The 21,365-nt window shown below is 69.2% G+C and carries 20 protein-coding genes; 14 read left to right on the top strand and 6 right to left on the bottom strand.

Annotation, left to right across the window (positions count from 1 at the left end; all coding sequences use genetic code 11):
- Positions 1-16: 16 nt before the first annotated feature.
- Both ASC87_RS08115 and glk read left to right on the top strand, forming a co-directional pair.
- Complete coding sequence (locus ASC87_RS08115; RefSeq protein WP_235582103.1) at positions 17-1,810, top strand: alpha-amylase family glycosyl hydrolase; 1,794 nt, start codon at positions 17-19, stop codon at positions 1,808-1,810.
- A 61-nt stretch (positions 1,811-1,871) separates the two neighbouring features.
- A complete protein-coding gene (gene glk / locus ASC87_RS08110) occupies positions 1,872-3,764 on the top strand; it encodes a glucokinase (protein WP_082568477.1) in 1,893 nt (630 codons plus the stop codon).
- A gap of 99 nt (positions 3,765-3,863) precedes the next feature.
- Here the strand turns inward: glk and ASC87_RS08105 are convergent, their stop codons facing one another.
- From ASC87_RS08105 to ASC87_RS08095, 3 genes are all read right to left on the bottom strand, one after another.
- Positions 3,864-5,666 (bottom strand): M66 family metalloprotease, encoded by a 1,803-nt coding sequence (locus tag ASC87_RS08105; RefSeq protein WP_157603906.1) that lies wholly within the window; start codon positions 5,664-5,666, stop codon positions 3,864-3,866.
- 111 nt (positions 5,667-5,777) lie between these two features.
- Positions 5,778-6,257, bottom strand: a complete 480-nt coding sequence (locus ASC87_RS08100; RefSeq protein ID WP_056659413.1) for a GNAT family N-acetyltransferase — start codon at positions 6,255-6,257, stop codon at positions 5,778-5,780.
- Entirely contained in the window at positions 6,254-6,535 is a 282-nt protein-coding gene (locus tag ASC87_RS08095; protein WP_056659410.1) for a hypothetical protein, read from the bottom strand. Before ASC87_RS08095 ends, ASC87_RS08100 begins: the two co-directional genes overlap by 4 nt.
- Positions 6,536-6,638: 103 nt before the next feature.
- Between ASC87_RS08095 and ASC87_RS08090 the strand changes: the two genes are divergently transcribed.
- From ASC87_RS08090 to ASC87_RS08085, 3 genes are all read left to right on the top strand, one after another.
- Positions 6,639-7,334, top strand: coding sequence for a Crp/Fnr family transcriptional regulator (locus ASC87_RS08090; RefSeq protein WP_056659407.1), 696 nt, complete (start codon positions 6,639-6,641; stop codon positions 7,332-7,334).
- 91 nt (positions 7,335-7,425) lie between these two features.
- Positions 7,426-7,593: a hypothetical protein gene (locus tag ASC87_RS31675; RefSeq protein ID WP_157603905.1), complete on the top strand. Its 168-nt coding sequence runs from the start codon at positions 7,426-7,428 to the stop codon at positions 7,591-7,593.
- Between the two features lie 15 nt (positions 7,594-7,608).
- Positions 7,609-8,196 carry a hemerythrin domain-containing protein gene (locus ASC87_RS08085; protein WP_056659404.1) on the top strand — a complete coding sequence of 196 codons (588 nt, stop codon included), beginning with the start codon at positions 7,609-7,611 and terminating at the stop codon, positions 8,194-8,196.
- Here ASC87_RS08085 and ASC87_RS08080 read toward each other — a convergent pair.
- Positions 8,185-8,817, bottom strand: a complete 633-nt coding sequence (locus ASC87_RS08080) for a DUF2238 domain-containing protein (protein ID WP_056659401.1) — start codon at positions 8,815-8,817, stop codon at positions 8,185-8,187. The two genes, ASC87_RS08085 and ASC87_RS08080, sit on opposite strands and share 12 nt — an antisense overlap.
- A 58-nt stretch (positions 8,818-8,875) precedes the next feature.
- Between ASC87_RS08080 and ASC87_RS08075 the strand changes: the two genes are divergently transcribed.
- The 6 genes from ASC87_RS08075 to ASC87_RS08050 all read left to right on the top strand — a co-directional run bounded on the left by ASC87_RS08075 (position 8,876) and on the right by ASC87_RS08050 (position 15,676).
- Positions 8,876-9,562: a response regulator transcription factor gene (locus ASC87_RS08075; protein WP_056659398.1), complete on the top strand. Its 687-nt coding sequence runs from the start codon at positions 8,876-8,878 to the stop codon at positions 9,560-9,562.
- 190 nt (positions 9,563-9,752) lie between these two features.
- The gene (locus ASC87_RS08070) at positions 9,753-11,213 is read left to right on the top strand and encodes a sensor histidine kinase (protein ID WP_056659395.1); all 1,461 of its coding nucleotides are present in this window, start codon (positions 9,753-9,755) and stop codon (positions 11,211-11,213) included.
- A gap of 214 nt (positions 11,214-11,427) precedes the next feature.
- A complete protein-coding gene (locus ASC87_RS08065; RefSeq protein WP_056659392.1) occupies positions 11,428-12,687 on the top strand; it encodes an ABC transporter substrate-binding protein in 1,260 nt (419 codons plus the stop codon).
- A gap of 79 nt (positions 12,688-12,766) precedes the next feature.
- Positions 12,767-13,660, top strand: a complete 894-nt coding sequence (locus tag ASC87_RS08060; RefSeq protein ID WP_056659389.1) for a carbohydrate ABC transporter permease — start codon at positions 12,767-12,769, stop codon at positions 13,658-13,660.
- Complete coding sequence (locus tag ASC87_RS08055; protein ID WP_056659386.1) at positions 13,657-14,565, top strand: carbohydrate ABC transporter permease; 909 nt, start codon at positions 13,657-13,659, stop codon at positions 14,563-14,565. The genes ASC87_RS08060 and ASC87_RS08055 overlap by 4 nt, the downstream gene beginning before the upstream one ends.
- 10 nt (positions 14,566-14,575) lie before the next feature.
- Entirely contained in the window at positions 14,576-15,676 is a 1,101-nt protein-coding gene (locus ASC87_RS08050; RefSeq protein ID WP_056659383.1) for an ABC transporter ATP-binding protein, read from the top strand.
- 116 nt (positions 15,677-15,792) lie between these two features.
- Here ASC87_RS08050 and ASC87_RS08045 read toward each other — a convergent pair whose 3' ends face one another.
- Positions 15,793-16,521, bottom strand: a complete 729-nt coding sequence (locus tag ASC87_RS08045) for a FadR/GntR family transcriptional regulator (RefSeq protein ID WP_235582102.1) — start codon at positions 16,519-16,521, stop codon at positions 15,793-15,795.
- 115 nt (positions 16,522-16,636) lie between these two features.
- Here ASC87_RS08045 and ASC87_RS08040 point away from each other — a divergent pair, with 115 nt between their 5' ends.
- Positions 16,637-17,560 carry a 2-dehydro-3-deoxygalactonokinase gene (locus ASC87_RS08040; RefSeq protein ID WP_056659380.1) on the top strand — a complete coding sequence of 308 codons (924 nt, stop codon included), beginning with the start codon at positions 16,637-16,639 and terminating at the stop codon, positions 17,558-17,560.
- A complete protein-coding gene (locus ASC87_RS08035) occupies positions 17,557-18,192 on the top strand; it encodes a 2-dehydro-3-deoxy-6-phosphogalactonate aldolase (RefSeq protein WP_056659377.1) in 636 nt (211 codons plus the stop codon). Before ASC87_RS08040 ends, ASC87_RS08035 begins: the two co-directional genes overlap by 4 nt.
- Positions 18,193-18,199: 7 nt before the next feature.
- Here ASC87_RS08035 and ASC87_RS08030 read toward each other — a convergent pair whose 3' ends face one another.
- Positions 18,200-18,769 (bottom strand): LuxR C-terminal-related transcriptional regulator, encoded by a 570-nt coding sequence (locus tag ASC87_RS08030; RefSeq protein WP_082568476.1) that lies wholly within the window; start codon positions 18,767-18,769, stop codon positions 18,200-18,202.
- 237 nt (positions 18,770-19,006) lie between these two features.
- Here ASC87_RS08030 and ASC87_RS08025 point away from each other — a divergent pair, with 237 nt between their 5' ends.
- Complete coding sequence (locus ASC87_RS08025) at positions 19,007-21,205, top strand: 3-hydroxybutyrate oligomer hydrolase family protein (RefSeq protein WP_056659551.1); 2,199 nt, start codon at positions 19,007-19,009, stop codon at positions 21,203-21,205.
- The last annotated feature ends 160 nt before the right edge of the window (positions 21,206-21,365 follow it).

Here is a 21,365-nt window from a genome sequence, read left to right as displayed (position 1 = left end):
GCCGGAAGAACACGCCGTGAACCACTTCCTCCCCAAGCGGCTCGTTGCCGCGGCCGTGCTGTCGCTGATGGCCACGGCGTGTTCCACCTCGGCACCCACGGCGCCGGCCACGAAGGCCACCCCCACCGCCCCCGCGGCGGTGCCGGGCCGCTTCGCCGACAACCCGATCGTCTACTTCCTGATCACCGACCGGTTCGCCAACGGCAACCCGTCGAACGACAACGCCTACGGCCGCCAGAAGGACGGCAAGGACGAGATCGGCACCTTCCATGGCGGTGACCTGAAGGGCGTGACCGACAAGCTGAAGGAAGGCTGGTTCAGGCAGCTCGGGGTCAACGCCATCTGGATCACCGCGCCGTACGAGCAGATCCACGGCTGGGTGGTGGGCGGCAACAAGGAGTTCAAGCACTACGCGTACCACGGCTACTACGCGCTCGACTTCACCACGCTCGACCAGTCGATGGGCACTCCCGCCGAACTGCGCGAGATGGTGGACACCGCGCATGCGCAGGGCATCCGCATCCTGTTCGACGTGGTGATGAACCACCCGGGCTACCTCGACATCCAGTCCGCCAAGGACCTGGGCCTGAAGGTGCTGTGGCCAGATTCGGAGAAGGCGACGCTCGCCGACTACCACTCGTACATCGACTACAACAACTTCGCGTTCGGCCAGTGGTGGGGCCGCGACTGGGTGCGCGCCGGCCTGCCCGGCTACCTCGAGGGTGGGCGCGACGACCAGACGATGCAGCTCGCGTACCTGCCCGACTTCCGCACCGACAGCACGGCGTTCGTGAAGCTGCCGGCGTTCCTGCAGAAGCGTGCACCGGTCTCTCCGCCGCCCGCCGCCCCCGCGAAAAAGGGCCTCAAGGCCGCCCAGGGCGCGGCGATGCCGGCCCCCGTGGCCCAGCCCGGCAAACCCGACACCAACGCACGCGACCTGCCGGACACCACGGTGCGCGGCTACCTCGTCACGTGGCTCACCGACTGGGTGCGCGAGTACGGCATCGACGGCTTCCGTGCCGACACGGTCAAGCATGTGGAACCGGCCGCCTGGGCCGACCTGAAGGCGGCCGCCGGCCAGGCGCTCACCGAGTGGAAGCAGAAGAACCCCACCAGGAAGATCGACGACGAGCCGTTCTGGATGGTGGGCGAGTACTGGGGCAAGGGCCCCGAACGCGACGCGCTGCACAGCAGCGGCTTCGACGCCCTGATCAACTTCGAGTTCCAGGGCAGCGGCGCCCAGTTCGGCCAGCCCGACGGCCTGTTCGACCGCTACGGCAAGCTGCTGTCCGGCCGCCCCGGCTACTCCACGCTGAGCTACCTGTCGTCCCACGACACCTCGCTGTTCGACCGCCAGAAGCTCGAGGAAGGTGGCGCGGCGCTGATGCTGTCTCCGGGCGGTGTGCAGATCTTCTACGGCGACGAAACCGGCCGCCCGCTGGGCCCGGTGCCCGACTCAGACCCGCAGCAGGCCACCCGCTCCGACATGAACTGGGGATCGATGGACGCGGCGCTGCTGGCCCACTGGCGCAAGCTCGGCACGTTCCGCGCGCGCCACGTGGCGCTCGCCCGCGGCGAACACCGCCGCATCGCCGACACCCCGTACACCTTCAGCCGCACCGACCGCACCACGGGCGACACGGTGGTGGTGGCGATGAACGCCGCAGGCCAGGGCGAGATCGCAGTGGGCACCACGTTCGCCGACGGCACCACGGTGCGCGACGCGTACTCGGGTGCCACCGGCGTGGTGAAGGGCGGCCGCGTGGCCCTGGCCGCGCAACGCTACGTGCTGCTCGAGCGCGCGCCCTGACCCCGCGCATGGGCCCCGCGTTTGTTGGGTACAGTAGGCGGAGGCTTTCACCTCCCCCTGCATGCCCCCCTCCGTCGTCTCCACCGACCCGCAACTGGCCCAGCTGATGGCCACCGATCCCGCGGACCAGGGCGAGGCCGAACCGCGCCTGCTCGCCGACATCGGTGCCACCTACGCGCGTTTCTGCATCGAGCGCGTGCGCGGCCGGTTCGAACGGGTGGCGGTGCTGCCGTGCGACGAACACGCCGCGTTCGTGCCGCTCGTGCAGGCCTACCTCGACACGGTGCCCGACCTGCGCCCCAGGCACGGTGCGTTTGCCATCGCCTACCCGATCGACGGCGACTGGGTACGCATGACCAACCGCGCCTGGGAGTTCTCCATCCAGGACGTGCAGCAGCAGCTGGGCCTGTCCACGCTGCTGGTCGTCAACAACTTCACCGCCCTCGCGATGGCGTTGCCCGGCGTGGGCGAGGCCGGGCGCGTGCAGGTGGGCGGGGGTGTACCGGCCACCGACGGCGTGATCGGGCTGCTGGGCCCGGGCACGGGGCTCGGGGTGTCCGCGCTGATCCCCGCCAACGACCGCTGGATCAGCCTCGCGAGCGAAGGTGGCCACACGAGTTTTGCCCCCGGCGATGAACGCGAGCTGCGCGTGTTGCGCCACATGTGGCAGACGCTGCCGCACGTGTCGGCTGAGCGGCTGGTGTCGGGGCCGGGCATCGAGCTGATCCACGAGGCGCTGAACGGCACGAACCTCACGCCACTGCCCACGGCCGAGATCGTGCGCCGCGCCCAGCGCGGCGACGACGCCGCCTGCGTGGACACGCTGGACTGCTTCTGCGCCATGCTGGGCACCGTGGCGGCCGACCTGGCCATCACGCTCGGCGCCACCGGCGGCATCTTCGTGGGCGGCGGCATCGTGCCGCGGCTCGGTGACCTGTTCCTGCGGTCGCCGTTCCGCCAGCGGTTCGAGGCGAAGGGGCGGTTCTCCGCGTACCTCTCGCGCATCCCCACCTACGTGCTGACGGCCGACAACCTCGCGTTCCACGGGGTGTCCACGCTGCTGGTGGACCACGTGCCCACGCGCGACGGCGGCAACCCGCTGCTCGAACGCATCCGCAACGCCCGCGAGCAGCTGTCACCGGCCGAACGGCGCGTGGCCAACGTGGTGCTCGAGAACCCCCGGGCGGTGCTGAACGACGCGGTGGGCGTGATCTCCAAACGCGCCGAGGTGAGCCAGCCCACGGTGATCCGCTTCTGCCGCTCGCTCGGCTTCGAGGGCCTCGCCGACTTCAAGCTCAAGCTCGGCTCGGGCCTCACCGGCACCATCCCGCTGCAGCGCACCCAGGTGCACCGGCAGGACGCCACGTCCGACCTGTGCGCGAAGGTGCTCGACAACACCATTTCGTCCATCGTGCAGTTCCGCGAATCCATCAACGTGGACGCCATCGAACGGGCCATCGTGCTGCTGCGCGACGCGGCGCGGGTGGAGCTCTACGCGGTGGGCAACTCCGCGATGGTGGCGCTCGACGCGCAGCACAAGCTCTTTCGCTTCCGCATCCCGGTGGTGGCACGCACCGACCCGTCGGTGTTCGCCATCGCGGCCGAGGTGCTGGGGCCGGCCGACGTGGCGGTGTTCATCTCGAGTTCAGGGCAGACGCCGGAACTGGTGCGCGCCGCCGACGCCGCGAAGGACCGCGGCGCCGCCATCGTGGCCATCACGTCCACCCAGTCGCCGCTCGCCCGCAAGGCCGACGTGTGCCTGGCGGTGGACCACGACGAGGACAGCTCCACGTTCGTGGCGATGATCTCGCGCATCCTGCACCTGCTGGTCATCGACATGGTGTCGGTGGGGCTCGCGGTGCGGCGCATGCCCGACGTGCCCGCGGCCACCGCCGGCACACCGGACGTGCCGGCCCAACCCGCCCCCGGCATCTGGATCTCCCACATCGGATGAGACACCTTCTCTGCCTGCCGGCCGCCCTGGTTCAACGGCCAAGGCGGGCTGGTGGTGGAGATCAGCGACGCGTGCGACCGAGCCGCACGCGCCACGACATCACTTCACCGAGCCGCCGGCGCCCCGCGGTGCGGTGACCCGCACGGAGTTCAGCCCGTCCGAGAAGATCAGCTCGAAGCTGCCGCCGGACGGCAGCGCCGCCGTGGGCAACTCGGCCGTGCCACTGGCCAGGTCCTGGGCGAGCACGGTGCGGGTGTCGCCCACATGGATCACGGTGAGCGACCGCTGGGCCGCCGCGTCCCAGCGCAGGTGCAGCACCCCGCCCGTTTCCGAAACCGTGGTGGCCGCCGCCGCCACCGCCTTCGTGCGATCGGTGGTGACGGGAGAACCGGCGCGGCGTTCGGCCAGCACCTTGCCATCGGCCGCCAGCACCTGCATCGACACCACCTGGCCGGGGTTCGGGATGGCCAGGTGGAACGGCAGGAAGGCAGAGGAGTGATCGAGTGCCATGGGGGCGAACGGGTGATCGACCGTGCCGGCCGCCGTCACCACCCGCAGCACGTAGGCGCCGGCGGGGATGTTGCGCGGGATGCCGGTGAACGACTTGACGTTCCCGAGTTCGGCGCGGTCACCCTCGATGCGGCCGCTGACCAGCAGCAACTCCTGGGGACCGGTTTCCACCGAGTCGGTGACGGACTTGATGCTCACCCCGCCGGTGGCGGACAGGCGGTCGGCCGGGGTCAGGTAGGACTGCATGCGCCGGTAGTTGAAGTCGGAGAACGTGTCGCCATCGCAGTAGCTCATCAAGTCGTGCACGGTGGTGGGACGCGGGTCGACGAACGCGTTGCGGCGTTTGTCGTAGCCCCAGATGAACCGCGAGCCGGCGCCGAGCGTGGCGTTGGCGTACGGGTAGTTGGGGTCTTCGCTGCTGGCCACGCCACACGGCGCGTGCGGCAGGCTGAAGTTGTGGCCCACCTCGTGCACGAGCGTGGTCACCACGGCATCGGGTTGTGTCGGGAAATCGATGCCCACGGCCGCCGGGCCCGGCATGTACCCGAGGCCGGTGATGCCGTAGGTGCGCTTGGGCAAGAAGCCATAGTAGAAGGTGCGGTCGGTCGCGTTCTCGAGATTGTGCAACTCGGCCATCTCCCCGAGCACCTCACGCATGGCCGCCTCCCACTGGTCATCGGTGGTGGGCAGCGTGGTCACCTTCTGCGACGGGAACACCGCGTGCGTGACCGCTGTGACGGTGGACACCGGCATCTGGGCCGCCAGGTAGGACGCCGCGCCGGCGAACACCTGCGCGGCCGTGCCCTGGATCCTGACCGGCACCGCCACGAACGTGATGGCGTTGCTGCCGCCCACCCGCGGGGTCACCACGGTGGCCGGCTGGCCGTTCGCCAGCTGCACCGTGAGGCGCAGGCCGGCCTTGACCGCGCTGGCCGGCACGGTGGCGGTGTAGAAGTGCGTGAAATCGGGTACCACCGGCACCGTGGACTGCAGCGCCGCAGTCGGCACCGTGAGCGCGCGCTGTTCGATCAGCGTGCCGTTGCCGTCCTCGATGCGCAAGGTGCCGGTGGGGCGGGCCTCGGCCGTGTTGGTGGTGGTGACGTTGACCTTCACGATCACGTCGCGGTTGGACACCAGCAGCAGCGAACTGTCGGTGCTGGGGAACACGAAACCCTGGACCAGGTCGACACCGGCCACCCGTGCGGCCGACGTGACGGGCTGGGACGGCGGCGACCCTGCCGCGGGGGCACTGGCCGCCGGGCCGGCCGCGGCTGGCGCCGGACTGTCGTCACCACCTCCGCCGCCACCACCGCCGCAGGCCGCCAGGGCCGCGACCATGGAGAACAAGGCCAGAACCTGGGCTGAGCGCGGGGTAGTGGGGCAACGGGTCATGGGTGACATTTCGTGCGAGTCTTGTATCAAGGCGGAAGCAGGAACGACAGTATTCCACCCGGTCCGACAGGATAGGGTGGCCCGGACCGCGTTCCGCTGGTCTTCGGGTGCTCAGGCAATGGCCGTACCCGCCTGGCTCCGCACCGCCAGGGTGTACGTGCGGTAAACCTCGTCCCGGCACCATCCGAGCGACTCGTACAGCGCCTGCGCGGTCTGATTCGTGTGGGCGGTGGTGAGTTCCAGGCGCACCACGCCGCGGTCCGCCGCGAGCCGCTCGGCCGCCCGCAGCAGCACCCGGCCCACCCCGAGCCGGCGTGCGGAAGGCGACACGAACAGGTCCGACAGCGTGTAGATGGGGGCGGCTTCGATGGAGCAGAAGGTAGGGTACAGCTGGCAAAAGCCCGCCACGGCACCGTCGTCGAGCGTGGCCAGCAGGATCAGCGATTCACGCCGGGACAGGCGGTCGTGCAGGAACTGCGTCGCCCGCGCGAGATCCGCCGGCTGTGCGTAGAACTGCCGGTACGCATCGAACAGCGGCGCGACGCGGCCCACGTCACCGAGCAGGGCCAGGCGGGTATGGACGGTGCTCACCGCTTTTCCTCCCACGGCAGCATCACCACCACCACACCGAACGCGCCCACCGACACCACCTTGCCGCTGGCCGTGGTGTACGAGGCCATGCCCAGCGGGTGGTACGTGGACGCGAACGCGGTGAGCTGCCCCACCCCGAGCAGCCCGGCGAGCGGACTGCGCTCGGCCACCTGCTCGCGGATCTTGGCGCGGTGTTTCTCGGCGGACGGGTTCGAGAGGAAGGCCAGGCCCACCATGGCGGCAACGGCCAGGACGGAGACAACGGAAGCTTTTGGCATGACGGGCGAAGGGGGTTCTGCGGAGGCGAAAACGCGCACTGTAAGGGAACTACACTCGGATACAGGCCGGCCCGTCCTACCGGCCTTCCTGGAGCCCCTCGACATGGACGTTTCACCAGAGAACCACCTGCTCGCCGCGCTCCCGCCCGACGCGCTGGCGCGCTGGCAACCTGACCTCGAAGCCGTGGACATGCCACTCGGCGAGGTGCTGTACGAATCGGGAGGCACGCTCACCCACGTGTACTTTCCCACCACGGCCATCGTGTCGCTGCTGTACGTGCTGGAAGACGGTGCGTCGGCGGAAATCGCCGTCGTGGGCAACGAAGGGCTCGTGGGCATCTCGCTGTTCATGGGGGGCGGCAGCACGCCAAGCCGCGCCGTGGTGCAGAGCGCAGGCCGCGGCCTGCGGCTCAAGGCGAGCGCCATGAGCGCCGAGTTCAACCGCGGCGGCACCGTGTTGCGCCTGCTGCTGCGGTACACGCAGGCCCTGATCACCCAGATGGCGCAGACGGCGGTGTGCAACCGGCACCACTCGCTCGACCAGCAGTTGTGCCGCTGGCTGCTGCTGAGCCTGGACCGGCTGCAAGGCACCGAACTCGTGATGACGCAGGAGCTCATCGCCAACATGCTGGGCGTGCGCCGGGAGGGCGTGACCGAGGCCGCCTTGAAGTTGCAGAAGGCCGGGCTGATCAGCTATGCCCGCGGCCACATCGCCGTGCTGGACCGCCCCGGCCTCGAGCAGCGCACGTGCGAGTGCTACTCGGTGGTCAAACGGGAGTACGACCGCCTGCTGCCCTGAGGGCGGCGTGCGTGCGCTACCGCACAGCCGGAAGGGCCATAAGGGGCTAGAACCAGAGTGCGCGGTCCCCCGATCGCGCTGGAGATGTCCCATGTTGCGCCCCGACGTTCCCGCCCTGTGCCAGCCCACGCCGCCGGCGCCGGGGCGGTTTGCCCTCGCCTGCCCGCAGGGGCCGCCGGTTCGCCGGTCCGCGCCGGCGATGACCCTGCTCGCCGCCGCCGTGCGCGACGGCCATCCTCGCACGGAGCCCCGCCGTTGACCTGCGGGCCACGCCATGAAACACCGTCTGCCAACGATCCTGCCCGATGCCATCGACATGCTGCGCCAAGAGCACACGATCCTGAAACAGCTGTTCCACGCCTTTTCCCGGCTCGAACACCGGCCCGGCGGACGAGACCGGGAGGCCGGCCTCGTGGGCCAGATCTGCCTCGGCCTGAGCCTGCACGAACAGACGGAAGACGAGGTCTTTTTCCCGGCCGTGCTGGCCGCGTGTGGCAATGCCTCGGCCATCCGGCACATCACGTCGGGGCACACCCGCGTGCGGTCGCTCATCGCACGGCTTGACGAGATGGAACCCGGTGACCCGGGCCATGACGCCACGGTGGCAGCGCTGGGCGCGTGCGTGTCGGGCCACATCGACGAGGAAGAGTCGTTCCTCTTCTCACGCCTGGCGGGCATGGACACGGCCCTGATCGGCCGCGCCATGGTGCTCCGCCAGCGCGAGTTGCGAGCGAACATCGTGGCCGGTGATCACCATCCGGGCGCGAACGACGTCCCGTCCTGGCCCGCAACCTGCCACGTCATCGATGACTGGCAACCGCCCGAATCGGTCACGGCCGATCCGGACGCCTCAGCGCGCTGAACCGGAGGCGGGCAGGCCCGCCATCTGACGGTCGTGCCAGCGCGACAGCAGCGCAAGCGACACCACCGACCCGATCAGCGCGCAGAACATGTCGGACTGCGTGTCCCACGGGTCGCCCTGGGTGCCGAGGAATTCGTCGGCGCCCTGCCCCAGCGCCAGGGCCGCGGCCCACTCGATGAATTCGTACGTGGCGCTGATGGCCAGCACGATGCACACGACCACGAACGCCAGCATCTTGCGGCCCTGCACGTACCGGCCGCGCACGAGGATCTCCCGGGCGGCGATCGCCGGCACGAACCCCTGGAAGAAATGGCCGATCTTGTCGTACGGGTTGCGGGTGAGGCCCAGCACGTCCGCGATCTGGAACCCGAGGGGCACCCGCGCGTACGTGTACGCCCCGCCGAGCATCAGCACCAGGGCGTGGGCGAAGACCAGCGCGTACAGCAGCGTCGTCAGCGGGAACCGCCCGTAGGTGGCCCACAGCAACGGCACCACGATGACGACGGGGAACACCTCCATGGCCCAGGTGCCACGTTCGTAGGGGTGCCACCCGGACCAGGCGAGCAGCACGAGCGACAGGGCGAGAGTGGCGAGCAACCAGGGGGTACGGGCGGTGTTCATGGGCGGGAGCCTACCAGGGCCCCATGCCACAATCGCCCGCGGAACGCCCCCCCCACCCATGCGCCTACTCCTCGCCGAAGACGACCCCACGCTCGCCGACGCGCTGTCGGCCAACCTGCGCCAGGCAGGTTTCGAGGTCGTGCATGCCGACAACGGCGCGGTGGCGGAGTACCTGCTGCTCAACCAGCCGTTCGACCTGGGCATCATCGACCTGGGCCTGCCCATGGTGGACGGCCTGACCGTGCTCAAGCGCGCCCATGCGGCCCGCCCCGCCCTGCCGCTGCTGATCCTGACCGCGCTCGACAGCCTGGAGAGCCGGGTGGCCGGCCTCAACGCCGGGGCCGACGACTACCTCACCAAGCCGTTCGACTTCCCCGAACTGGAAGCCCGCATCGGCGCCCTGCTGCGCCGCGCGCGCCTCACCGGGACCCCTGCGCGCCAGCCGGTGCAGACCAGCGGCCTGATGAGTTTCGACCGCGAGGGCCGCCGCGCGGCGATCGGCGGTGCGCCGGTGGACCTGTCGCCCCGCGAGTGGCTGCTGCTCGACCTGCTGCTCACGCACCAAGGCAAGGTGGTCACGAAAGACCAGATCGGCCAGGCCTGGGCCGGAGAGGGCAACGAACCCGGCACGGTGGCCGGCGCGCTCGAGGTGTACATCCACCGGCTGCGGCGCAAGCTCGAAGGCTCGGGGCTGAGCATCCGCACCGTGCGGGGGCTCGGCTACCTGCTGGAAGCGGGGGAATGACCACCCACCGACGCCGTCATCCCACCAACGGACTCCGTCATCCCGGCGCAGGCCGGGATCTGCCGCCTCGGCCAGTCAAGCCGGTGTTCAGCGAAACGGTGGAGATCCCGGCCTGCGCCGGGATGACGGGGGGCACGCGGGATGACGGGGGGCGCACGGTGAGCACCGACAGCAGCGCGCGTTCGCCGGGATGACGGACGTGCCCACCGGCCTGCTGCGCAACGTGCCATGGCTCACGCCAGGCTCCCGTTCGCTGCGCACCCACCTGCTGGTGTGGCTTCTGCTGCCACAGCTCGTGCTGTGGGCCGCCGCCGCCGTCATCACCTACAACGTGGCGGCGCGCTACGCCAACCTCGCCATCGACCGCAGCCTGTACCAGGCCTCGCAGGCACTCGGCCGGCAGGTCAAGCCGCTCGGCAACGGGCTGCTCGTCGACTTTCCACGCGCGGCGCGCGACATCATCGAATCGGACCCCGACGACAAGGTCTACTACATGGTGAGTTCGCCACCCGGTGAGTTCATCCTCGGCAACCGCAAGCTGCCACAGCCGCCGGCCGCCACCAGCGCCGCGCCGCCGTACGACCGCCCGGTGTTCTACAACGCCACGGTCGAGCAGGACGGCAAGCCGGTGGCCGTGCGCATCGCCGCGCTGTACGTGGGATGGGGCGAAGACGACCTGCCACAGACGATGCTCGTGCAGATCGCCAAGAGCCGCGCAAGCCGCGACGCACTCGCCGGCCAGATCCTGATCGACATGGCCCTGCCGCTCAGCGGCCTTGTGCTGCTGATGTCCGTGATCGTGTGGGCCGGCATCCGCGCCGGCCTGGCCCCCCTCGCCCGCCTGCGCGACGCGGTGGTGGACCGCGCCCCCGACAACCTCACCCCCATCCAGCTGACCACCGCGCCCGAGGAGGTGCGGGTGCTGGTCAGCGCGCTGAACGAGCTGCTGCATGCGGTGCGGCACAGCGTGGCCGGGCAGCGCCGTTTCATCAGCGACGCGGCCCATCAGCTGCGCACGCCACTCGCCGGGCTCAAGAGCCAGACCGAACTCGCGCTGAAGGAAACCGCCGACCCCGAGCTCAAGCAGCGCCTGCAGCGCGTGCACGACAGCGCCACCCGCAGCGCCCACCTCGTGAGCCAGCTGCTCACGCTGGCCCGCGCCGAACCCGAGTCCACCAACAGCATCGGCCGCAGCCGTTTCGACCTGCGCCGGGCCATCGAGGACGTCACGGCCGAGATGGTGCCGCGGGCCCTGGCCGCCGGCATCGACCTCGGCATGGCCGACAGCGGCCCCACGCCACCGCCGCCGGTGCCGGTGGACGCCAACCCGCTGCTGATCCGCGAGGCCGTGGCCAACGTGATCGACAACGCGATCCGCTACGCCGGGCGAGGTGCCGACGTCACGGTGCGTGTGGTGGCACAGGACCAGCGTGCCATCGTCGAGGTCGAGGATTCCGGCCCCGGCATCCTCCCGGAACACCACCAGGCGGTGTTCGAACGCTTCTTCCGTGCCACCCACGAAGGCAGCGGCTGCGGGCTGGGCCTCGCCATCGTCAAGGAAATCGTGGAGCGCCACGACGGCCGGGTCGAACTGCACACCCGCGCGCCCCGCGGCCTGCGCGTTCACATTCAGTTGCGTCTCGCCAGCTGACGGCGTAGAACAGGCGGCATGGCGTGGCCCCGCACGGCCGTGCGGGGGCTGGGTTATCCCTTATTAATGATCTTTTAATGATTCATTAATATTCCGGGATCGGCCAAATGGATGGCCGGTGCCTCGACGAACAGCCCCTCGGCTGTCCCCGGCGAGCCTCTTTCCATGACCCTCTCGGGGCAGGCAGCCCCGCCCTACTGAAAGCGAGAAAAACATGCGCAAGTTTTCCCTGAAACCGCTGCAAGCCGCTGCAGCCCTGGCTCTGGGTTCGACGATGGTGCTGGCCCACGCGGGTGAAGTGGAAGTGCTGCACTGGTGGACCTCGGGTGGCGAAGCGAAGGCCGTCAAGGCGCTGGCCTCCACGCTGCAGGCCAAGGGCGACACGTGGAAAGACTTCGCCGTGGCCGGTGGCGGCGGTGACTCCGCGATGACCGTGCTCAAGTCGCGTGTCGTGTCCGGCAACCCGCCGTCGGCCGCCCAGATCAAGGGCCCGTCGCTGCAGGACTGGGCGAAGGAAGGGGTGCTCGCCAACCTCGACGACGTGGCGAAGGCCGACAACTGGGACGCCAACCTGCCGAAGGCCATCTCCGAAGGCCTGAAGTACAAGGGCCACTACATCGCCGCACCGGTCAACGTGCACCGTGTGAACTGGCTGTGGGTCAACCCCGAAGCCCTGAAGAAGGCCGGCGCCAAGGCCCCGACCACCTGGCCCGAGTTCTTCACCACCGCCGAAGCCCTGAAGAAGGCCGGCGTGATCCCGCTCGCCCACGGTGGCCAGAGCTGGCAAGACTTCACCATCTTCGAAAGCGTGACCCTCGGCGTGGGTGGCGCGGACTTCTACAAGAAGGCCCTCGTGCAACTCGACCCGGCCGCCCTCAAGAGCGCCAAGATGAAGGAAGTGCTGACCACCTTCAAGAAGGTCAAGGACTACACCGACAAGAACGCCCCGGGCCGCGACTGGAACCTCGCCACGGCGATGGTCATCCGTGGTGAAGCCGGCATGCAGCTGATGGGCGACTGGGCCAAGGGCGAATTCATCGCCGCCGGCAAGACCCCGGGCAAGGACTTCGAGTGCGTCGCCGCACCCGGCACCGCCAAGTCCTTCACCTACAACGTCGACAGCTTCGCGATGTTCCAGCTGAAGAACGAAGCCAACATCAAGGCCCAGAAGAACCTGGCCACGGCCCTGATGTCGCCGGCGTTCCAGGAACTGTTCAACCTGAACAAGGGCTCGATCCCGGTTCGCCTGAACATGAACCTCGACAAGTTCGACGTCTGCGCCAAGCAGTCGGCCAAGGACTTCGTCGACACCTCGAAGTCGGGCACCCTGGTGCCGTCCATCGCCCACGGCATGGCCGTCTCGAGCGCTGCCGAAGGCGCCATCAAGGACGTCGTGTCGCAGTTCTGGAACAGCGACAAGGACACCGCCGACCAGACGATGGACAAGCTCGTGTCCGCCGCCAAGACGAAGTGATCGGTCCGTCCGTCGTTAGCTAGTCAGCAGGAGACCGGCCCGGGGCAGACCACCAGCGTCTGCCCCGGGCCACCAATTTATGAGCCACCCCACTCACGCCCCGGCCCGGGCGCGCATCGACTGGCTGCCCAAGCTGGTCGTGGCGCCGTCGTTCGTCCTCGGCTTCCTTTTCATCTACGGGCTGATCCTGTGGAACGCGTATTTCTCGGTGTCGGCCTCGCGCCTGTTGCCGAACTACGAGTTCGCCGGCATCGAGCCTTACCTGAACCTCTTCGCGAGCGACCGCTTCCAGGTGGCCTCGTGGAACCTCGCCATCTTCGCCACCCTCTTCATCGGCGGTTCGCTCGCGCTCGGCCTGTTGCTGGCCGTGCTGCTCGACCAGAAGATCCGCAACGAAGGGGTGCTCCGCACCATCTACCTGTACCCGATGGCGCTGAGCTTCATCGTCACGGGCACCGCGTGGAAGTGGATCCTGAACCCGGGCCTCGGCATCGAACACACCGTGCAGGGCTGGGGTTTCACCAGCTTCACGTTCGACTGGCTCGTGGACCCCGACAAGGCCATCTACTGCGTGGCCATCGCGGGCATCTGGCAGAGCGCGGGCTTCGTGATGGCGCTGTTCCTCGCCGGCCTGCGTGGCATCGACGAGTCGATCATCAAGGCGGCCCAGGTGGACGGCGCCTCGTTGCCCCGCATCTACTGGCGCATCCTGATCCCGAGCCTGCGCCCGGTGTTCTTCTCCACCATCATGGTGCTGTCGCACATCGCCATCAAGAGCTTCGACCTCGTGATGGCCCTCACGTCCGGCGGCCCAGGCTTTGCCACCGACATGCCCGCCACGTACATGTACTCGATGGCCTTCACCCGCGGCCAGATCAACCTCGGCGCCGCGTCGGCCACCGTGATGCTCGCCACCGTCGCGGCCATCGTCGTGCCGTACCTCTACAGCGAACTCCGGAGCACGAAGCGATGAGCAGCGCGACCACCCTCGATACCCCGCGTGTCGCTTCCGCGGCGGCGCCCAGCCGGTCGCTCACCTGGCAGCGCTGGCTGCTGTGGGCCGTGCTGATCGCCTTCGCCGGCTTTTTCCTCGCGCCGCTGTACGTGATGGTCGTGACGTCCATCAAGTCGATGGACGAGATCCGCGGCGGCACGCTGCTCGCGTTGCCCAGCGCACTCGACTTCTCGTCGTGGGGCAAGGCCTGGTCCACCGCCTGCACCGGCGCCGACTGCCAGGGCCTGCAGCCGTACTTCTGGAACTCGGTGATGATCGTGATCCCGGCCGTGCTGGTGTCCACCATCCTCGGCGGCATCAACGGCTACGTGCTGAGCAAGTGGAAGTTCCGCGGCAGCGAGACGATGTTCGCGATGCTGCTGTTCGGCGTGTTCATGCCGCTGCAAGTGGTGCTGCTGCCCATGTCGCAGGTGCTCGGCTGGCTGGGCATCGCCAGTTCCGTGTGGGGCCTGATCCTCGTGCACTTGCTGTGCGGCCTGCCCGGCACCACGCTGTTCTTCCGCAACTACTACGCGGCGCTGCCCGACGAACTCATCAAGGCCGCCATGCTGGACGGCGCGGGCTTCTGGCGCATCTTCGTGCGCATCGTGCTGCCGCTGTCCACGCCCATCATCGTGGTGTGCCTGATCTGGCAGTTCACGCAGATCTGGAACGACTTCCTGTTCGGCGTCGTGTTCTCCGGCGCGGATTCGAAGCCGGTCACCGTGGGCCTGAACAACCTCGCCAACACCACCAGCAGTGTCAAGGAATACAACGTCGACATGGCCGCCGCGCTGATCGCCGGCCTGCCCACGCTGTTCGTGTACATCGTGGCGGGTCAGTATTTCGTGCGTGGCCTCACGGCCGGCGCAGTCAAAGGTTAAGGAGAACAACATGGGTGCCTTGTCCATCCGCCAGGTGAAGAAGAGCTACGGCTCGCATCACATCCTCAAGTCGGTCGACCTCGAGATCGCCGAAGGCGAATTCGTGATCCTCGTGGGCCCGTCGGGGTGCGGAAAATCGACGCTGCTGTCGATGATCGCCGGCCTCGATTCGCCCACGTCCGGCAACATCATCCTCGGCGACCGCGACATCACGTACGTGGCCCCGAAGGACCGCGACATCGCGATGGTGTTCCAGAGCTACGCGCTGTACCCGAACATGACCGTCGAGCAGAACATCGCGTTCGCGCTCGAGATGCGCAAGGTCCCGAAGGACGAGCGCAAGGTGCTGGTCGACAAGGTGTCGAAGATGCTCCAGCTCGGCCACCTGCTCGACCGCAAGCCGGGCCAGCTGTCCGGCGGCCAGCGCCAGCGCGTGGCCATGGGGCGCGCCCTCGCCCGCCAGCCGTCGCTGTTCCTGTTCGACGAACCGCTGTCGAACCTGGACGCCAAGCTGCGCGTGGAGATGCGCGCCGAGATCAAGCTGCTGCACCAGCGCACGAAAACCACCACCGTGTACGTGACCCACGACCAGGTGGAGGCCATGACCCTCGGTGACCGCATCGCGGTCATGCGCGACGGCATCCTGCAGCAGTTCGGCACACCGGACGAGATCTACAGCCACCCGGCCACCAAGTTCGTGGCCGAGTTCATCGGCTCGCCCGCGATGAACATGATCCACGCCAAGCGCGATCGCAACGGCCTCGTGGCCAAGGGCATCGAGCTGCCGGTTACGCCGCAGCTGGGTGCCACGCTGCAGGGACACCCGACCCAGGACATGATCTACGGCCTGCGCCCCGAATCGATCCGCTTCGTGCCTGCCGGCACGGGCCTCGCCGGGGAGCTGACCATGATCGAGCCCACGGGCCCGGAAAGCTACGCCTTCGTCGACACCGCCGCGGGCCCGCTCGTGGTACGTGTGCCGGGCAAGGTGACCGCGCAGGTGGGTGAGACGGTCCACCTCGCGTGGCAACCGGCCGACGTCCACTTGTTCGATGCCTCCACCGAGGCGCGCGTGAGCGCGCAACCGCCAGTCCACCTTGCGGTAGCTTAGGCCCCCCAGTCGGCTATCGCCTCCTGCCCCCAAGCAACTGTGTTCGACGTCAAGCCGGCGGAGCCGGTCCTCGCGGGTGGCTTGATCTGACGCTTAGCTTCGCTTGCTTTCCATGGCTATGCGCCGGCGGGCGGCGCCGGCACCATCGCGCGCGCCTCGGCGAGCAGGTGCGCCATGCGCCGCCGGGCGGCCTCGCGGTCGCCCTGCTCGATGGCCTCGAGCACGGCACGGTGGTCCGGCAGGCTGGCGTTGAAGTGGCCGGCGCGGCGGGCGGTGATGCCGAGCAGGCTTTCGAGGGCCGAGCCGATCATGGCCGCGAGCGGCGTCAGCAGCGGGTTGCCGGTGGCCTGCAGCACGGCGTTGTGGAATTCGAGATCGGCACGCACCCACGCGGTCACGTCGGCCGCCTCGGCCATCGCGTCGAACGCGCCGCGGATGGCCGCCAGTTGGGTGTCGTCGCGGTTGCACGCCGCAAGCGAGGCCGCGGCGGGCTCGAAGATCTCCCGCATCTCGGCGAGGTGCAGCAGGAAGGCCGGATCGGGTCCGGCGGCACAGCGCCATGCCAGCACGTCAGGGTCGAGCATGTTCCAGGTGCCAGGGGCCCGCACGCGGGTGCCCACGCGGGGACGCGATTCGACGAGGCCCTTGGCGGCCAGCACCTTGACGGCCTCGCGGAGCGCCGTGCGGCTGACGCTGAGCTGCACGCAGAGTGTCTCTTCCACCGGCAGCGCAATGCCAGGCGGGTAGTCGCCGCCGACGATGCGCCTGCCCAGCTCGTTGACCACCTGCCCATGCAGGTTCCGGCCGGTGTAGGTGGACGCGGACGGCGGACGGGGCATGGGCATGGCGAGGTGGCAATCGAACGGGCGTTGGAATGACCGAGTCTATCGGGCAAACACGTCCCCACCGGGCCAGGTTTTGCGATATTGTATTACTAATGCGCGTTGCTGGATTTTGCCCATGAACTCTCCCGCCTCTGCCCTGGTCGGCATCGACTGGGGCACCACGAACCGCCGAGCCTGGCTGCTGGCCCCTGATGGCACCTGCGCCGCCGAGATCTCGGACGACCAGGGCGTCATCGCGGCCCGCGGCCGTTTCGAAGCATCCCTCGGCGAACTGCTGGCGCGCCTGCCCGGCCTGGCGCCGGACACCCCGGTGGTGATGTCCGGCATGGTGGGCAGCGCGATGGGCTGGCGCGAGGTGCCGTACGTGGACGCCGGTGGTCCGCTCGAGGCGCTGGGCCACCAGTTGGTGACCGTGGACGCCCCCTCGCTCGGACGCCACTGTGCCATCGTGCCGGGCTGCCGCTGGCGCAGCCAGGACCGGGTGGACGTGATGCGCGGCGAGGAGACCCAGCTGCTCGGTGCCGTGGCGCTCGGTGTGCGCGACGGCTGGTTCGTGCTGCCCGGCACGCACAGCAAGTGGGCCGAGGTGCGCGACGGCCGCCTCGTGTCGTTCCAGACCTTCATGACGGGCGAGCTGTACGCACTGCTGTCCACCCAGGGCACGCTGGCTGCGGCGAGCCGCGATCCCATAGCCTCGCCCGCGGCCTTCGAGGCCGGCGTGGCCGCGGCCCGCGACACGGCCTTGTCCAACGCCCTCTTCAGCACCCGCGCCCGCGTGGTGGGGGGGGACATGCCGGCCGCGCACGCGGCCTCGTTCCTGAGCGGGGTGCTGATGGGTGCCGAGTGGCATGACCGTGCACGTGTCTGGGGCGACCACCCGCCGGAGCTGGTGCACGCGATCGGTTCGCCGTCGCTCGCCGAAGGCCACGCCACGGCCGCCGCGCTGATGCGGCGGCGCCTGCACATCCTCGACCCGCGCGAGGTGCACCTCGCGGCACTGCGCTTCTTCGCCTCTCACATCCGCCAGGCCCTCGCATGAACCCGTCCGACTACCTCGCCACCGTCGACCCGCCCCTCGTCGCCATCCTGCGCGGCCTCACGCCCGAGGAAGCCCCGGCCGTGGGCCGTGTGCTGATCGATGCGGGCTTCCGCCTGCTCGAGGTGCCGCTCAACCGCCCCGGCGCGCTGGCGTGCATCCGGCTGCTGGCCGACATGGCGCCCCCGGAGGTCTGGGTGGGTGGCGGCACCATGCTCACGGTGCACGACGTGGCCGACGTGCGGCACGCCGGCGGGCGCCTGATGGTGTCGCCCAACTGCGACCCCGAGGTGATCTCCCATGCGCGGGCCACCGGCATGTTGTGCGCGCCCGGCGTGGCCACCCCCACCGAGGCCTTCCTCGCACTTCGCTACGGCGCTCACGCGCTCAAGCTGTTCCCGGCTGAGGCGGTGGGCATCGCCGGCCTGAAGGCGATGAAATCAGTGCTGCCGGCCGGCACCCCGCTGTGGCCCGTGGGCGGCGTGACGGCCCCGAGCCTCGGGTCGTGGGTGGATGCCGGGGCCACCGGCTTCGGCATCGGCTCGCAGCTCTTCAAGCCGGGCATGAGCCTGAAGGACGTGGCCGCGAGCGCGCATGCATTCGTGACGGCGTGGCGCAAACGCGCGGCCGCCTGACAGGCACCTATCGCACCGGCCCCACCAGCCGCGAGATCAGCTCGCTGGTGGTGCGCACGTCGTACTTGTTGATGAGCTTCGTGCGGTAGTGCTCCACCGTGCGCGGGGACAGCCCGAGCGTGCGGGCGATGGTCTTCGCGCTGGCCCCGGTGACGATCAGGCTCGCCACGTCGCGCTCGCGCGCCGTGAGTTCCACCGTGACCGCCCGCGTGGCCTCCAGGTCCTCGAACATCCACACCACCACCGCGAACGGCACCTCGGGGTCCATCGACTGGCCCACCGAGTGGAACCACGACAACTGCCCGTTCTTGCGCCGCATGATGCGGTCGTCCGAATAGAGACCCGAGGTACGCATGCTCTGCTGGCTGCGTTCGCCGATGCGCTCGAATTCGCTGACCGACGGGTACAGCATCGCGAACGACTGGCCCTCGATCTCGTGGACCGTGTAGCCGAAGATCGCGGCGAATTTCTGGTTGCAACGGCGGATGACGCGGTGCTCGGAGACACACAGCCCCACGGGGGCCATGTCGAAAACGAGCGCCATGCGCGGGTCGGTGATGAGCGGATCGGTCAGCATGAAGGCAGAGGCCCCCGGGGAACCCCTAGGGAAGATTTTCGGGTTGTGCCGGCCCGGGCGCGCTCGTACGCTCGTGGCCCACGGCGCGAGTCTGACGGCAAAGACCCTGACTGCAACTGTGGGAAACCGGTAGTTTTCATGCCACGAAAACGAACCGCGCCCACGGTCGATCCGTAGGAAGTGCGCGCCCTCACAAGGCGCAGCCGGATGTTCATCAACCTTCTCAGCGAGATTCCGATGACCCACTCCCCCCTGCGCCTCGGCGCCCTGTGCCTGTGCCTCCCGCTGGTCGTCGCCGCGTGCGGTGACGACCCCGACCCCGACTTCAACAGCCTGCCCGCCGGGTTCAACACCCCGGTGCGCACCACGTACGACGGTACCACCGACGACCTGCTCACCGCGGGCCTCGGCAAGACCGGCATCGGCAGCGCGTCCGCGCCCGGGTTCACCGACGCGGCCAATCCCACGGCCGCCGAGTTGCGCCGCCGCGCCATCTACACCAACTACCGCGCGCTCGTCGACTTCTCCGTCCCCGGCGGCTACGGTTCGCTGTACGGCCCCAACGTCGCGGCCGACGGCACCGTCACGGTGGACGAAGGCCGGATCGCCGGCCGGGAATTCATCGCCTTCGCCGACGATGGCACGGGCCGCAAGAACGTGGGCATGATGGTGCAGATCCCCGACACCTTCGACCCCGCGGCCGCCTGCATCGTGACCGCACCGTCGTCCGGCTCGCGCGGCATCTACGGCGCCATCGGCACGTCGGGCGAGTGGGGCCTCAAGCGCGGCTGCGCGGTGGCCTACACCGATGCCGGCAAGGGCATCGGGTACCACGACCTGGAAGCCGACAAGGTGGACCTGATCGACGGCCGGCTCGTCGACCGGGCCACCGCCGGCACCCAGGCTCATTTCGCGTCCGACCTGGCCGGCGCGGGCCTCGCGGCCTACAAGGCCCAGTACCCGAACCGCTTCGCGTACAAACACGCCCACTCGCAGCAGAACCCAGAGAAGGACTGGGGCAAGAACGTGCTCGACAGCATCCGCTTCGCGCTCTGGGCCATCAACGAAACCCATGCGGCGGTGGACGCCGGCACGGGCCGCCGCCTGCGCACCTACGGGGCCGGCAACACCACGGTGATCGCCTCGTCGGTGTCGAACGGTGGCGGTGAATCGCTGCAGGCTGCCGAGCAGGACACCGAGGGCCTGATCGACGGGGTCGCGGTGTCCGAACCCAACGCCCAGCCGGCCTCGATGACCGGGGTCACCGTCACCGAAGGGGTCACCGCGGTGCCGGTGGCCGGCCGCCCGCTGGCCGACTACTTCACCTACCGCATGATCTATGAGCCCTGTGCCGCCATCTCCGCGTCGGCGCAGGCGCCCACCCTCGTGCGGCCCGGCTGGCTCGGCCTCGGCACCGGGCCCGCGCCGGCCAACCGCGTGGCCGGCGTCGAGCTCGAGACCATCGCCACGAACCGCTGCCAAAGCCTGGCCGACAAGAACCTCATCACCGGAGCCACCACCGCCGACCAGGCCGACGCGGCGCTCGCCAAGATGCGCGACTACGGCTGGACCGACGCGAACCACAACGCGCTGCATGCGTCGCACTACCGGCTGGCCGACGTCTACGTCGCGCTGAGCTACGTGGCCGCCTACGGCAAGTTCTCGGTGGGCGACAACGTGTGCGGCTTCAGCCTTGCCAACGTCGACGCCAGCGGCAACGTGGCGGCCCAGGTGCCTGCCACGCAGGCCATCCTGTTTGCCACCGGCAACGGGTTGAACACCGGCGGCGACGTCATCTACAACGAGTCGGCGGGCGGCGCGCGGCTGTATCACGTGGGGGTCTCGCCATCCACGAACCGCATCGACGGCTCGCTCGACGGCCTGCTGTGCCTGCACGACCTCGTCAAGGGGGTGGACACGGTCACCGGCCTCCCGCTCACCGGCACCCTCCTGGCCCAGAGCGCGCGGGTGCAGGCCGGCCTCCAGGACGTGCTGCTCACCGGCAACCTGCGTGGCAAGCCCACCGTCATCGTGGCCGGCCGCAGCGACACGCTGCTGCCGCCGAACCACACGGCCCGCGCCTACACCGCCTACAACAAGCTGGTGGAGGGCGCGGCGAGCAAGCTGCACTACTACGAGGTCACGAACGGCCAGCACTTCGACGGGTTCAACGCGGCGGCGGGTGGTGTCCTGGGCTACGACACGCTGTTCGTGCCCATGCACCACTACATGAACCAGGCGCTCGACCTGATGTGGGCCCACCTGAAGCAGCAGGCCGTGCTGCCACCGAGCCAGCTGGTGCGCACCGTGCCACGCGGCGGCACCGCGGGCGCGGCACCGGCCATCACCACCAGCAACGTGCCCGACATCGCCACGGTGCCGGTGGCCGGTGACGCCATCGCCGTGGCCGCAGGCAGCATCACCGTGCCGAACTGACGCCAGTCGGCGACAGCACCCTCGCCACCTTCCGGGGCATCACCCCGGAAGGTGGTGCGAGGGAACACCCTAAGGTAATTTTGCGCATTGCTGGTAGACATGCGGGTTCGTATTCTTCGCTGCGTCCGGAGATCGCCCGCCGGCACCCCTTTCCGTCGTT

This window comes from Rhizobacter sp. Root1221 (assembly GCF_001425785.1).
Lineage (GTDB): Bacteria > Pseudomonadota > Gammaproteobacteria > Burkholderiales > Burkholderiaceae_C > Rhizobacter.
This window is presented reverse-complemented; position numbering and strand designations above follow the sequence as displayed.

Coding starts and splice junctions, on each gene's coding strand:
- ASC87_RS08050 (WP_056659383.1), top strand. CDS start 14,576: ATGGGTGCCTTGTCCATCCGCCAGGTGAAGAAGAGCTACGGCTCGCAT.
- ASC87_RS08080 (WP_056659401.1), bottom strand. CDS start 8,817: ATGAACACCGCCCGTACCCCCTGGTTGCTCGCCACTCTCGCCCTGTCG.
- ASC87_RS08045 (WP_235582102.1), bottom strand. CDS start 16,521: ATGCCCATGCCCCGTCCGCCGTCCGCGTCCACCTACACCGGCCGGAAC.
- ASC87_RS08075 (WP_056659398.1), top strand. CDS start 8,876: ATGCGCCTACTCCTCGCCGAAGACGACCCCACGCTCGCCGACGCGCTG.
- ASC87_RS08040 (WP_056659380.1), top strand. CDS start 16,637: ATGAACTCTCCCGCCTCTGCCCTGGTCGGCATCGACTGGGGCACCACG.
- ASC87_RS31675 (WP_157603905.1), top strand. CDS start 7,426: ATGTTGCGCCCCGACGTTCCCGCCCTGTGCCAGCCCACGCCGCCGGCG.
- ASC87_RS08065 (WP_056659392.1), top strand. CDS start 11,428: ATGCGCAAGTTTTCCCTGAAACCGCTGCAAGCCGCTGCAGCCCTGGCT.
- ASC87_RS08030 (WP_082568476.1), bottom strand. CDS start 18,769: ATGCTGACCGATCCGCTCATCACCGACCCGCGCATGGCGCTCGTTTTC.
- ASC87_RS08055 (WP_056659386.1), top strand. CDS start 13,657: ATGAGCAGCGCGACCACCCTCGATACCCCGCGTGTCGCTTCCGCGGCG.
- ASC87_RS08085 (WP_056659404.1), top strand. CDS start 7,609: ATGAAACACCGTCTGCCAACGATCCTGCCCGATGCCATCGACATGCTG.
- ASC87_RS08060 (WP_056659389.1), top strand. CDS start 12,767: ATGAGCCACCCCACTCACGCCCCGGCCCGGGCGCGCATCGACTGGCTG.
- ASC87_RS08035 (WP_056659377.1), top strand. CDS start 17,557: ATGAACCCGTCCGACTACCTCGCCACCGTCGACCCGCCCCTCGTCGCC.
- glk (WP_082568477.1), top strand. CDS start 1,872: ATGCCCCCCTCCGTCGTCTCCACCGACCCGCAACTGGCCCAGCTGATG.
- ASC87_RS08070 (WP_056659395.1), top strand. CDS start 9,753: ATGACGGACGTGCCCACCGGCCTGCTGCGCAACGTGCCATGGCTCACG.
- ASC87_RS08025 (WP_056659551.1), top strand. CDS start 19,007: ATGACCCACTCCCCCCTGCGCCTCGGCGCCCTGTGCCTGTGCCTCCCG.
- ASC87_RS08105 (WP_157603906.1), bottom strand. CDS start 5,666: ATGACCCGTTGCCCCACTACCCCGCGCTCAGCCCAGGTTCTGGCCTTG.
- ASC87_RS08095 (WP_056659410.1), bottom strand. CDS start 6,535: ATGCCAAAAGCTTCCGTTGTCTCCGTCCTGGCCGTTGCCGCCATGGTG.
- ASC87_RS08090 (WP_056659407.1), top strand. CDS start 6,639: ATGGACGTTTCACCAGAGAACCACCTGCTCGCCGCGCTCCCGCCCGAC.